Source organism: Brachyspira sp. G79 (assembly GCF_002379365.1).
Classification (GTDB): Bacteria; Spirochaetota; Brachyspiria; order Brachyspirales; family Brachyspiraceae; genus Brachyspira.
This window is the reverse complement of record NZ_JQIU01000008.1, coordinates 1,771,970-1,784,864: the sequence shown is the minus strand read 5'-3', so window position 1 is coordinate 1,784,864 and position 12,895 is coordinate 1,771,970. Positions and strand designations below refer to the sequence as shown.

The 12,895-nt window shown below is 26.6% G+C and carries 15 protein-coding genes and 1 tRNA gene; 8 read left to right on the top strand and 8 right to left on the bottom strand.

Translation table 11 applies throughout. From position 1 onward, the window contains the following. Positions 1–247 precede the first annotated feature (247 nt). Together flgN and KQ44_RS09320 are read right to left on the bottom strand one after the other, a co-directional pair. On the bottom strand, positions 248–757 hold the full coding sequence (gene flgN / locus KQ44_RS09325; protein ID WP_013113563.1) for a flagellar export chaperone FlgN: 510 nt from the start codon (positions 755–757) through the stop codon (positions 248–250). 107 nt (positions 758–864) lie between these two features. Then, positions 865–2,157 (bottom strand): hypothetical protein, encoded by a 1,293-nt coding sequence (locus KQ44_RS09320; protein ID WP_096737161.1) that lies wholly within the window; start codon positions 2,155–2,157, stop codon positions 865–867. A 325-nt stretch (positions 2,158–2,482) separates the two neighbouring features. Here KQ44_RS09320 and KQ44_RS09315 point away from each other — a divergent pair. From KQ44_RS09315 to KQ44_RS09290, 6 genes are all read left to right on the top strand, one after another. After that, a tRNA-Val gene (locus tag KQ44_RS09315) sits at positions 2,483–2,555 on the top strand. A 149-nt stretch (positions 2,556–2,704) separates the two neighbouring features. Beyond that, complete coding sequence (locus KQ44_RS09310) at positions 2,705–3,799, top strand: M15 family metallopeptidase (RefSeq protein ID WP_096737160.1); 1,095 nt, start codon at positions 2,705–2,707, stop codon at positions 3,797–3,799. A 31-nt stretch (positions 3,800–3,830) separates the two neighbouring features. After that, entirely contained in the window at positions 3,831–5,510 is a 1,680-nt protein-coding gene (locus KQ44_RS09305) for a 6-hydroxymethylpterin diphosphokinase MptE-like protein (protein WP_096737159.1), read from the top strand. Between the two features lie 95 nt (positions 5,511–5,605). Further along, the gene (locus tag KQ44_RS09300; RefSeq protein WP_240516576.1) at positions 5,606–6,001 is read left to right on the top strand and encodes a hypothetical protein; all 396 of its coding nucleotides are present in this window, start codon (positions 5,606–5,608) and stop codon (positions 5,999–6,001) included. Positions 6,002–6,245: 244 nt separating this feature from the next. Continuing rightward, complete coding sequence (locus tag KQ44_RS09295; protein WP_240516575.1) at positions 6,246–6,503, top strand: rhodanese-like domain-containing protein; 258 nt, start codon at positions 6,246–6,248, stop codon at positions 6,501–6,503. Positions 6,504–6,761: 258 nt separating this feature from the next. Continuing rightward, a complete protein-coding gene (locus tag KQ44_RS09290) occupies positions 6,762–7,499 on the top strand; it encodes a site-2 protease family protein (protein ID WP_096737158.1) in 738 nt (245 codons plus the stop codon). 18 nt (positions 7,500–7,517) lie between these two features. On the opposite strand, the gene KQ44_RS09285 is transcribed toward KQ44_RS09290, so the two are convergent. The 4 genes from KQ44_RS09285 to KQ44_RS09270 all read right to left on the bottom strand — a co-directional run bounded on the left by KQ44_RS09285 (position 7,518) and on the right by KQ44_RS09270 (position 10,208). Then, positions 7,518–8,423: a hypothetical protein gene (locus KQ44_RS09285; protein WP_096737157.1), complete on the bottom strand. Its 906-nt coding sequence runs from the start codon at positions 8,421–8,423 to the stop codon at positions 7,518–7,520. Between the two features lie 16 nt (positions 8,424–8,439). Continuing rightward, a complete protein-coding gene (locus KQ44_RS09280) occupies positions 8,440–9,393 on the bottom strand; it encodes a peptidylprolyl isomerase (protein WP_240516574.1) in 954 nt (317 codons plus the stop codon). Between the two features lie 143 nt (positions 9,394–9,536). Then, a complete protein-coding gene (locus KQ44_RS09275; protein WP_096737155.1) occupies positions 9,537–9,935 on the bottom strand; it encodes a DUF948 domain-containing protein in 399 nt (132 codons plus the stop codon). A gap of 9 nt (positions 9,936–9,944) precedes the next feature. Further along, positions 9,945–10,208, bottom strand: a complete 264-nt coding sequence (locus KQ44_RS09270; RefSeq protein ID WP_020004010.1) for a YtxH domain-containing protein — start codon at positions 10,206–10,208, stop codon at positions 9,945–9,947. Positions 10,209–10,401: 193 nt separating this feature from the next. Here KQ44_RS09270 and KQ44_RS09265 point away from each other — a divergent pair, with 193 nt between their 5' ends. After that, entirely contained in the window at positions 10,402–10,914 is a 513-nt protein-coding gene (locus tag KQ44_RS09265) for a PaaI family thioesterase (protein ID WP_096737154.1), read from the top strand. Between the two features lie 745 nt (positions 10,915–11,659). Here KQ44_RS09265 and KQ44_RS15060 read toward each other — a convergent pair. Next, positions 11,660–11,968, bottom strand: a complete 309-nt coding sequence (locus KQ44_RS15060; protein WP_240516573.1) for a hypothetical protein — start codon at positions 11,966–11,968, stop codon at positions 11,660–11,662. 160 nt (positions 11,969–12,128) lie between these two features. Here KQ44_RS15060 and KQ44_RS15055 point away from each other — a divergent pair, with 160 nt between their 5' ends. Continuing rightward, positions 12,129–12,281 carry a hypothetical protein gene (locus tag KQ44_RS15055; protein ID WP_240516572.1) on the top strand — a complete coding sequence of 51 codons (153 nt, stop codon included), beginning with the start codon at positions 12,129–12,131 and terminating at the stop codon, positions 12,279–12,281. A 65-nt stretch (positions 12,282–12,346) separates the two neighbouring features. On the opposite strand, the gene KQ44_RS15050 is transcribed toward KQ44_RS15055, so the two are convergent. Then, a complete protein-coding gene (locus KQ44_RS15050; protein WP_240516571.1) occupies positions 12,347–12,487 on the bottom strand; it encodes a hypothetical protein in 141 nt (46 codons plus the stop codon). Positions 12,488–12,895 lie beyond the last annotated feature (408 nt).

Below are 12,895 nucleotides of genomic sequence, written 5' to 3'. Positions count from 1 at the left end.
TTTTACAGATTTAAATAATAATTAATTAAATATGCTTGTCAATATCAGCAGAACAATTTTTTTATTATAGATTGTATAAAAAATAGAATTGTTTCAAAGTTATTATTGTTTGTAGTAATTTTAATATAATTTATAATAGAACTCTGCTATGCAAATATTTTAAATTTAAAAAGATAATTTTTTAGGCGTAAAAAAAACGTATAACATAAAAATGCCATACGTTTCATTAAGATATAAATATTCTATATTAAACTTGCTTATTTACTAAAACTGATAATTTTCTATTAACAACATGTTCTTTGCCTTTGTTGTTATAGCCAACTTTTTTGCTTTCATTTAGAACTTCTTTCATATTTGCAAACAAGTCTAAAGCCTCGTCAAAAAGTTTTGGAGCTAATTTATTGAGATGTTTTAATCTAGCCATTAAAGTAACCAATTCAAGGCGTAATGCAGATATTCTGGCAGTTTTATTAAGAGGTATTCTTCTAATAATATCTGATAATGTTGCTGTTTCGGAGAGGTGAGGGAATTTATTTAATACTATCAAATCAATAATGCTTTCTCTTAATTTTCTAAGTTCATTAGCTTCTGTCATTTTTTCATTTTGATGATCGCAGTATAAATGTATATCCTGCAGTCTAGTATTGATTATAGAATTAACTTTTTTCTCTTCATCTTCTAAGATTATTTTATAAACTTCTATCTCTTTGGAAAGAAGTATCTCTATTTTTGTAAGCTCTTCATATAAGTTAAACATAAATACCACCTTTAAATTAATAGTTACTTAAATTTCTATTAAGCTAACTACAAATTTATTATCGGTAGTTATTATGATTACTTTACATAATTTTTTATAAATGTTGATTAATTTTCTACTTCGATAGATTTGATAGCCTCAATACATGTATCTCTATTTTCTTTCCCAGTATAAGTAAACCAAGCAAGAAGTGCTAGTTTTTTAGCAGCAGCTGCAACAGTAATCATATAATCATCATCTTCAAGTTCTTTTTCATATACTATGCTCTGTATATTGCTACTTTTTACTTTTATATCTAGTTCTTCTCCCTTATCTTCTCCAGCAATATCTATTTGCTTTAATACATATTCCATAATAACATCAGTTTCATCATTAGCAAAAGAGTATACTTGCATTGCTATGTATATATTAATATTTTTAAACTCTATTAAAGTTTTATTATTTTTAAAAATATTCATACGCATAGGAAGACTTATAGTAAAACCTGCAGCTATAGAGTATCTTGCATTTTCTAATCTAAATCCTATTTCTGCTGAAGGCTGATGAGTATTTTTTTTGCTTTCTATAAATCTTGCCAAGTTCTCATCATCTAAATAATAAGCTATATCTATTAATATATCCCAAGGGTATTTTAGGGAAGGGTCTTTTTTATATGATTCTTGAAAAGAATACATAATTTTTTTATACATAGTTCTTTCTTTATTATCAATTATCTCTCTAAAAGGATAATAAAGCCATATCATACTTATAAAGCTTTTAAACCAGAATTTAGCATTCATCTCTTCATTATTCCAAATAAAGAACTCTTCAGACATGCTGAGTCTTACTTCTTCGCTTGCATCTACAAAGTCAGTAAACCAATTCTTACCCCAATATCCTAAAGCAGAAAGTGCAAAATAGCTTTTTTCTATCATAGGATAATCATAAGGCATAGATATCATAAAATTACTAAATCCATTATCATGATGAGTTATAAGCATTTGGGCATAATTGGCTAATGAGTTTATAAAAAACTTTTTTAACTCTTCAAAATTTCTGTTTCTAAAATAACCGCTAGGATCTTTATGAGCGTCATTTTCTTTAAACTCAATATCAAGTCTTCTAGCTATTCTATCCAAAACTCCTACTATAAATCTATGATATCCAGCTCCGAAAGTTCCAGTACTGATAGTTATAAATAAAGTATCAGTTTTGAACTCAAAATATATAGGGTCTGAAGATGGATGAAATGAGTATATGAGAGTGTTACCATCTTCTATTATAGAAAACTCTGAGAGCATAACAAGAGGATTGATATTAACTTCATTTAAAGAAGAGACTATCGCTTTGAATAATCTATCTTGGGTAGGGATAACCCTTCTATTATCAAATCTGGCCGAAAGTAAAAACTCGATATTCATAATTTTTAATAATATTCTACTTATATAATATTTACAGTATAATATAATAACATTTTTTTTATTTTATCAATATATATTTGATAAACTTTTTATATAATAGTAATTAATTATACTATAATTAATTAGTTTGCTGAAATTTTAATTAAATTAATATAAAGTGGTATAAATTTTAAAGATTGTATTTGTAATAATTAATGCAATTAAAAATATTTTTTATCTATTAACTATATAGTTAATATTTTATGTAATTAAAAAAAATATACGTTTTATTGCTTGACTTTTTTTTTATATCATGTTAGTATAAATACATAATTTCAAAACGAAAGGGCGATTAGCTCAGCTGGGAGAGCGGGTGCCTTACAAGCACTAGGTCGGCGGTTCGAGCCCGTCATCGCCCAATTTCTCTTTCTTCCTGTTCTATATTGATAAAACTTCCTATTAAAGATGATTTTTTTAACGATAATAAATTTGAATTAATTTTTAAAATATGTTAATATTTAGCGTTATGTTAACTAAAAATATATTATAGAGTTAGTAGAAAAATATTATGACAGTTTTACAATATGTATTAGTAATAGCTGCTATATTAGCGGCATTAGCACTTATGAGCTTTATCATAAAAGCTAGTTCTAAATACAAATTTATTATGATAGCATTTATTATAGTAATTGTTTCTTCTATTTCTGCTGTAGGTATTATATATATTAACAATACAAAAAGTATGATGCCTAATCTTTCTATTAATTTAAAAGAACAAGAGCTTCAGGAAGAGAAAAAAAGAGTAAGAAAGGATATTATAATAAGACCTGGTGCTTTAGAAACTATAGCTTTGCATTTGGCTTATTCAAATAGAATATCCCCTCCTATCATTAAAAACAGAGAACTTGGTTTTTATTTAGATGGTATATGGTTTAATTGGGCTAATGGAAAATTATTAACTGATGAAGATATGTCAAATCAGGATGCATATATACCTTTTGGTTTTTATTCTTATACTGTTGATGGAATGCCTGAAGTTCAGAAAGAAACTCCAGAGAGAACTAAAGAGCTTCAGGACTATTATAAAAAAAGGGTAAATAATACAAAATATATTAATAATAAATTTTTAGACACACTTTATGATGGTACCAATGAACGTTCTTTGGTAAAACATATAAGCACAGAAAGTATATTAGGATATAAAGTAAGAGTGCATGATTACGTATATGAATCTCTTTCTAATGTGAGTATAGAAGTAAAATTAATAGCACAGACTAATCAGGAAGCCAAAGAGTTCTTGGATTCTTTAAAAATTGTAAGCGGATATGTTTGGAAAATTATCTCAAAAAGTGCAAGCAGAAGCTATCATAGTTATGGGGTTGCTTTTGATACTTTGCCTAAAAAAAATAATGGAAAGCAAATTTATTGGGCTTGGACTAGGGTTAATAATAAGGCTTGGTATGCTGTGCCTTATGAAAAGAGATGGCATCCTCCTAAATCTGTAGTAAAAACATTTGAGAAATATGGTTTTATATGGGGCGGGAAATGGCATAATTATGATACCATACATTTTGAGTACAGACCTGAACTTATTATATATAATAATCTTAAAAATGATGAAGATACCGCTTATGAACTTATAGAGAAATATGGTATATTCTAATTCTTAAATATTCTTATAGAGTAATGACAATATGACTGACAACATTATATTTGATGAAAATATAGATCAATTAAAAAAAAATAAATATAATTTTAGGGCTGTAACAAAATTAATTAATTATAATTTGGCGGATAATAAATACCAATTAAAACCTGCAAAAAATAATCTTTTCAGTGTCTTATATAATAATAAGCCTCTTACTTCAACTTATGCTCCTATGGAAGAGGCTAAAAGATTAATAAGTCAGTTTATTAAAGATAATAATGAACATATAGGCATATTTTTATCCATTGCTTCATTTTATCATATAGAATATTTTTTGTCTTTAAACAAAAATAATAAAGCTATAATAATAGAAAAAGATATTGAGATAGTAAAACTTATATTAGAAAATATAAAAGAGAAAAATTTAGAAAACGTTATAATAATATTAAATGAAGATATAGAAAGTATATATTCTTTTTTTAATTTTTATATGAATGAAAACGATGCAAAAAAGATCATATATATAAGACATGTAAGAGCTTCAAATATAGATGCTGAAAGCACTAAGTATTATGATGATGTTAATATATGTCTCTCAAATAGTATAAAAGAAAAATTAATGTCTCTAACTTCTAATTATTATTTTGCTCCTATATGGGCACGCAATATCTTATATAACATGCATTTTAGCCAAGGATATTCTATAAAAACATATCATAATATTTTAAATAAAGAGATTCCAGTACTTCTTGTATCTGCTGGGGCATCTATAGATAATTATATAGAAAAAATAAGAGAATTATCCAAAACTCATTTTATTATAGTATTGTCTCATGCTCTTAATACTTTGATAAAAAATGATATAAAACCAAATGCTGTGGTTTCTACAGACGGAGGTTTTTACTCTTCTATATATCTTACAGAGCTTCTTAAAAAAGAAAATAATGATATTAATATATTTACTACTCACAGTGCTTATCCTTATCCTCTTACCCATATTGATGATGAGAGAATATTTTATTTTTCTCATGATGAAAGTCTTGAGAAAATACTTTATCCTATAAATGATACAGATGAAAGCGAGAATAACATTTATTTTTATATGGAAGGTAGCGTAGTAATGCCTGCTTTAAGAATAGCCTGTATGCTTAATCCAAGATACATACTTCTTGCAGGATGTGATTTTTGTCATGCCGATGATAAAAGTCATTCATCATATTCCAATGCCTCTGCTTTTGATTATCTAAATAGCAGCAAATTAAAAACTTTTGAAACTTATAAATATAAAAGACTTAATGATAATCAGAAGATTAAATGCTATGATAATATTTATAGAAATACATCTTCTTCTCTTTTAAGCTATAAAAATCATTTTGAAAACCTAGTTTTGGAAATTTCAAGTATGTCTGATATTTTTACTTTAACCAAAGAATCGGCTGAAATTAATAATGTAAAAATATATAATGAAAATAATATACTAAAAAATAATAATCTTAAAAATATAAAAATAAAAAATTATATAAAAGAAAATATAGATAAAGAAAGTCTTATAAAAAAAATCAATGATTTTATAGATGATGTTAATAATAAAAATAATATATCAGAATTAGGTTATTTAATATCTCCTTGGCATATTGATAAATTTGAGAAATCTATGATAAGCTATGATGAACTGAAAGATTATTTCAATAAATGGTATAATGAAATAAAAAAATTGACTTATTAGATTATATTTTATTTCTAATATTTTTTTATAAATTAACGAGAATATTATATATTAGTAAACATAATATATAGTTAAAATAAAAAACAGGAGAATGTATGAAAAAAATAGTAATTATATTCATATCTTTGCTTATAATCAGTATTGAGGTTTTTCCTAAAGCTGTAACTACATATTATAATAATTGGAAAGTAAGAAAAATAACTTATGATAATACAGATACAAAAACTGTTACAATGACTATGAAAAGCAATAATGATTTTGAAATATATATAGCTTCAAGAAGCAATCAGCTTAGTATAAGTATTAATTGGTATAAAGATGATATAGATGAAAATACTCCTATAGTGGAATATAGTTTTGATAATTCAGCGTATAATTCTGTAGAGCCTATTATGAGATCTTCTAGTGAAAATTTTGATATACTATATACAATATCTCCGTCTTTCGGAATTATTCAGGAAAAAGAAATTGTTGATTTTTTAGAAAATTAATAAAAAGCAAAAGCCTATCTATAAGACCTAATAACTACGGAGAAAAGTATACTATTAATGTTACAGGTTTAAAAGATGCAATAGAAAAAACCGATTTTTCAGGTACTTTATTTGATAAATACAAAAATGAAATATTAAAATAATGTATTAATGATCTTTATATAGATTTTAGCTTATTGATATTTATTTATATTTATGATAATATACCTACAATATGTATATTAAATAATAAAGGATAAATAAAATGTTGAAATCTATTAATGTTGAAGAAGCTGTGAATTTAATAAAATCAAATGATGATATTCAGTTACTTGATGTAAGAAGTCAAATGGAAGCAGATATGAGCGGAACTATAGAGGGCAGCATATTAGTTGATTTGAATGATCCTAAAAGCGAGAAATTAGTTAATAGTTTAGATAAAGAAAAAAATATTTACTTTACTGTGCAAGCGGAAGCAGATCTATTTTACTTGGAATATATATGGATAAAAGCGGGTTTTTAAAAGTTTATAATTTGCAGAATGCAGGATATGGTCAATTAGCAATTGCTTTAAAAAATATATAAAATGATATAAATAAAATTTAAGCTATTTTTTATAAATTTCTTTAAAAAATGTTATATTTAAAAGGCAGTAATTATAATAAATTTGTTAAAAAATTAATGACAAGATTATAAATATGAAATATTTTTGATTTGTTTGTAAAAGTCATATTTATAAAAAATTAAATAAGTCTAATATTTAATTTAAAGGAAGTAAAAAATGGTTTATGAAATATTTTCTAACAGACTTTCTATAGGCATTATATCCTATGTAGTGTTTATTATATCAGCAAGTATGCATGAATATTCTCATGCCAAGACAGCCTATACTCTAGGAGACAGAACAGCTATGAGTTTAGGAAGGCTTACCATTAATCCATTGGCACATCTTGATATATTAGGTTCTGTTCTTCTTCCTTTAATTGCAGCAGTTACTGGTATTCCAGTTATAGGCTGGATGAAGGCTGTACCAGTCAATCCGCATAATTTTAATAATTTTGAAAGAGATCAGGCATTAGTTTCATTTGCAGGTCCTTTTGCCAATCTTATTATAGCTACTGTATCATTTATTATAATCAAAATACTCACATTTACAGCAGACGGAACTTTTATAATATATAAAATTATGATGTTTTTAGAGCAGCATGATAATATGCTTACAAATATAATGCTTAATGCTTTACCTATAGTTTTAACTATGCTTTTTATGTTTTATATGATTAATATAATGCTTATGTTTTTTAATCTTTTGCCTTTTCCTCCATTAGACGGAGGCTGGATATTGAGATTTTTCTTATCACCTAAAGGAAAGAGTACTTATGATAAAATATATCCTTATGGTTTTTTGATTCTTTATGCTTTATTATTTGCTGGAATATTAAGAACTGTACTTGGCTTTATACAAACTGTTTCTCAGCATATGCTAGGAAAAAGTATTAATATTATATTTTCTATTTAAGAGCCAATATATTATTATTTATTCTTCTTTTGGTTTTATAACATGCCACCAGTCCCATTTAGGAGAATAAAACATATATTCTATACCAAAATTAAATGTTGCTGTATTAGGTGCATTTGCTGTTCCATAAACTGTTTTCTGATATGATACTGTCATATATAAAAAGTCTGATATTGTAGCCTTAAATTTTACAAATATATCTGTATAAGATAAACTTGCTTTTTTTGTATATGGAAATATATAATTAACACCAGTATATAGTGTGATAAAAGGTGAAGTTATTATTTCTATTGCTCCTGATATTTCTCCGATACTGAGAAAGTCTTCTTTTAGATTATCTCTTGTGTCTAAAGTGTAAGCAAATAAGAAATTAACAGGTATTACTTTTGGGACTCCAGCAATCATTATTGTAGCATATAGGTTAAAAGGATCTTTAGTTTCAGAATATGTATGATTATTTTTCATAAAATTATAACTTAAACCAACTTTAAGTCCTATAGATAAATACCAATCTAAAAGAGTCGCTTTCATAGTGGCATTTATAGAATCAAATCCAAAGCTGTCTGTCATATTTGTTGCACTCGTTATATCATTTCTATAGTCCTGTCTTTGATAAGTGAAGCCTGTTGATATACCCAATTCTAAATATTTAATAGGTCTTACTTTAAAATATGGCATAAATGTAAAATATAAGTTTCTTCTGCTTATATTTTCATTATAAGGATCCAAAGTATATAATCTTCCGCTTATAAACCATGCATTATATTCAGAAAATATTCCGCCTATGCCTGCTGAAAACATTTTATTTTTTTCTATAAGAGGCGATAGATCAAAGTCAAAATCATTTCTTCTTGCAAAAGAAGCTTGAGAAAAACAGAATAATATAAACAATATAAAATATATAGCAGATAATCTATTTCTCATAAACTTTTGTCTGGAATTATTTTTTTAATAGTAAATCGAGATTCTTTTCTATGCTGTATCTGTAGCGTAAATCGGTAACTAATATTTGATATTTTTGCTGAGTTTTAGCCTCTATTACCATAGTTTCTAAAGCCTTTTGAGCATCTGCATACGGTAGAGAGTCTATATTATACATTTTTCCATATTGTTCATAGGCTAAATTAATCTCTTCTTCTGTAGGTTTTGGAATTGTTGATCTTATAGTCTTATCTATATAATTAGCAGTAACGGCACTTCTTGTGATAAAATTTTCTATAGCTTTAGCCTGAGGCGTATCATAAAAACCTGTTTTTTTAGCCTCATACATCATAATTTCTCTTGCTACAAAAGCCTTAAACATACCATCTCTTGCCTGTATTCTTAATGCAGCAGGTATATTTGCACCAGCCTGTTTTATAGATTCATTAAACATATCATTAAACTCTGATAATGGAACAGTTTTATCATCTATAGTGATGCATGGATCTGAAGTAACCGAATATTTCAAATTATAATTAGTTTGGGCTCTAGCTATAATTTTATCATATTCATTACGCATACGTTCCTGAAGTATTGTTGTTTCTATATCCATAGCTACCTGCTCATATGTTACAGCCCTTCCTACAGATGCCTGTATTCTTGCTTTATTGTCATTAAAGAATTTTCTTTTTTCAGCATCGCTTACAACAGCAAAATCATCTTCCACTTTTTCCTGCATATAAAGCTGTGATAATTGATTATCTCTTTCTTTTGAGATTAGAGTTAAAACATCTTCGTCTTTATCATATCCTTCTTCTGATGCTTTCATATAAACAAGTTCCTGTTCTATAAGCTGAGATGCAAACTGCCAGAGCTGAAAATCATTTGTAAGCAGAAGTTCCGCAGCTTCAGCAGGGGCCCCTCTGAAAATCATAAGATTTGATATTTCAGACATACAGTCCTGAGCTGTCATTATTTTTTTTACATTACCCTGACCATCTTTTATCCTGATTACCCAATTAGTATCTTCAGAGTATAGTAATATAGAAAAGAAAGTTATAGAAAAAAGTACGAAAAATATTTTTTTATTAACATAATTAAGTCAAGTCCTATTAATTAAAAATCATCTTCATCATCTGTATAATATTTTTTATTTTTACCGCTAAATAAATTAAATATAGATTTAAATATATTGATAATACTGAAATTATTGGCAAATTCTCTAGTCATTAAATTGAAGTTATTGACACTGCATGATATATCATTAATAACTTCCTGAATATTATCCAAAGCACCCTTAGCTTTACTTGCACTTTCATCGGCTGTACTAGCTATATTATTAATTTTTTCACTAATAGATTCGATATTTTCTAAAATTCTGTCAAATCTATTAGTGAATCTAAAATAACCAGCAAGTAAAACGAAAAATATAGCCAGCACTAATATAAGTGTAGCTATTGCTATAAAAGCTAAAGAGATAGCTATAACATTAATTTGAAATGTAATATCTTGCATAATTATTTATTATTCTTCTGTTTCTTCAGCAGTTCTTTTTTTTCTTTTTTCAAGAAAATCATTAGTTTTTTCCTTACCTTTTTCTACTAATTCTGAAGTTTTTAAAACACTTCTATGATAAATATCATCTACTTTATATTTGATATTATCCATAGTTTCTTTAATATCTTCTCTAGTTTCTTCGCCTGCTTTTGGAGCAAACAATACACCTAATGCTATTCCAGTAGATAGTCCTAGCAAAAAAGAAAACATAGCTGATACTTCTTTAGACATAATAATATCCTCCTAGTTACATAACTTGTTTTAATATTAAATTTAATTTACATTTTTGTCAACCAAATAAAAGGTTTTATAATGTTTATTTTTATAAAACTGATAAATACAGAAATAGTGATATTGTATTTTTGTATAAAAGTATTAATATGTAGTTTAAAATAAAAAATAATATTTATAAGAGGTTTTTTAAATGGAATTAAAAGTATTAAATAAACAGAATAATTCAAGAATGTGTCTTGTATGCGGATTTAAAAATGATTTAAGTTTGAAAGCTGAGTTTTATGAACTAGAAGATAAATCATTATGTGCTTTAGTAACGTTTAAAGATGTTCATCAAGGATATCCTTCAAGAGTTCATGGGGGAATACTAGCTGCTATTTTAGATGAAACTATAGGAAGGGCTATGATGCCTTATACAGGTGAAGATAAATGGGGAGTTACTATGACTCTTACTACAAAATATAAAAGACCAGTACCTATTAATGAACAAATTAGAATAATAGGAAAGATAACTTCAGGAGATGGAAGGATATTTGAGGGCGAAGGATATATACTTCTTAATGATGATAAAGTTGCTGTAACGGCTAAGGGTACATATATATGTATGGGACTTGAAAAAATAGCGGAAATGGATCCTAATAGTGAAGAAGATTGGTTTGTTGAAAAAAAAGAAACAGACCCTAAAATTATTAACCTGCCTTGAAACTTAATTTTGAATATCAATTTAATTATATAGATTATGAGATTTTTTTTTGTATATTTATGAATTAATATTATTTTATAATGAAAATTTAATAAAATAATTTTTATATTTTGAGGCGGTAAAAGTTTATGAGAATATTTTTTAATATTTATCAATTTATTTTAAATCACCGCCCTCTAAAATTTTTTGTGCTTATTTGTTATAAGAATTCAATTTATTTTCATTGCTGAAGTTGTAAAAAGCATGCCCACCCAAGCGTTTATTAAATTTTAGGATTTTTATAACACGATGTAAGCATAGTTATAATTTATAGTAATTTTTGAAGTTATTGGGTATATACTAAAAATTTTTAAGTTTGTCAAAAAATAAATTTTTAAATTTTAGTATTTGTGGAGACTAGTCCTGTCGTGCCCCACCCCAGTTCTTTTGTGACGCTGTCCGCCTTCGGTGTGCCACATACGAAGTACGCCTGTGGCGAGAAGCAGGCACAGCCCACAGTAGCGAAAGGCTATATTTTAGTCTAATTTAATAATTTACCATACATATAAAACATAGTTAGTACAATTTAGGATTATTTTTACACTTGCACTTTCGCCGCAGGCGTGCAGCGTATGGTTCTTTTTGCGGCGTGAAAAAGAACAATAAAAAATTTACAAACTTAAGAATTTTTAGTATATATTAAAAAACCTGCCTCATAGCTAACTACAAGACAGGCTTTTATTATTGTAATTGATTTAATTTATAGTTATTTCCAAGTTCCGCTTGTACCATCAAGACTTAAAATTAATTTGAAACCGTCTGTCGCTACATAGCTTATAGCATCATCAAGCATATATCCGTTATTTAGCTTTACAGTGATTGTAAGTGTTGCTTGCTTGTTACTAGTATCTTTAACACCTTTAGCACTAAAGAAAAAACCTGTTCCTTTAGCTTGCGAAAAAATAGCACTTTCAGCATCACTAACATTATACGCATTATTTCCAGTAGCACTTGTACCTTTAGATGTAAATCCTGCTGTTTTATTTAGTGTAAACGGAGATAAATTAAATGTCAATGCAGGTGTTGTGCTTACAACTAGCGTACCTGTTCCAGTATCGGCACCAGTATATTTTGTATTTTTTATTGCTGTTTCTATATCATTTTGATCTATTATACCTATATTAGCAACATATAATGTACCATCAGATGTAGCTGTTTTATTGTCTGATGTTCTTGTGAATAAGAATGTAAATGTATATTCATATACTTCTCCAGCTGTTGCTGATACTGTAGAAGTTGTTAATTCAAAATCTGCAGGCTCTAATGATACGCCTCCAGCTGAAGCTGTAACTTTACTTATCTCAACTTTAGTCTCTTGTCCTAGATAACATCTAATTTTTCCTTCTTTTATTAAAGAAGTATTTTCTGATGAAGTTCCTATTGTTCTATTTGATTATGATAAACCAATAGTATCAATATTAACAGAAAATTCTACTTGAGTTGGATTTGTAGGGGAATCATTATTTCCTCTGCAGCTTACTGCAAAAATTACTGCTGTGAGGCACAAAATAATTTTAATAACCGCTTTTTTCATTTTAGCTGCTACTCAAATATTTTTTGTTTATAACAATTAAAGATTTTTTATCTTTAATAAGTTATCAGAGATATAAAATGTATTTTGAGTAAAAATTAAAAAGGTATTAATTAGATTTTTTAATTTGTTAATTTTCTTTATTTGTGCAATACGAAAAGAAATATGATACATTGTTAAATTATATAGATTATGTAGTGATGATAGTTTTAATGAATAGTTATTGCTATATGCTATATGCTATATGCTATATGCTATATGCATATAGCAATTATTCCACACATATAAATTACCCAAATACATATTAAATTAATAAATAAAATTGTCAATATTTATTAAATAATATTTGTATTTTTTTACAATAAAAGTTAATAAATTATTGTTTTTATTTGAAACATAATTATATTAAAG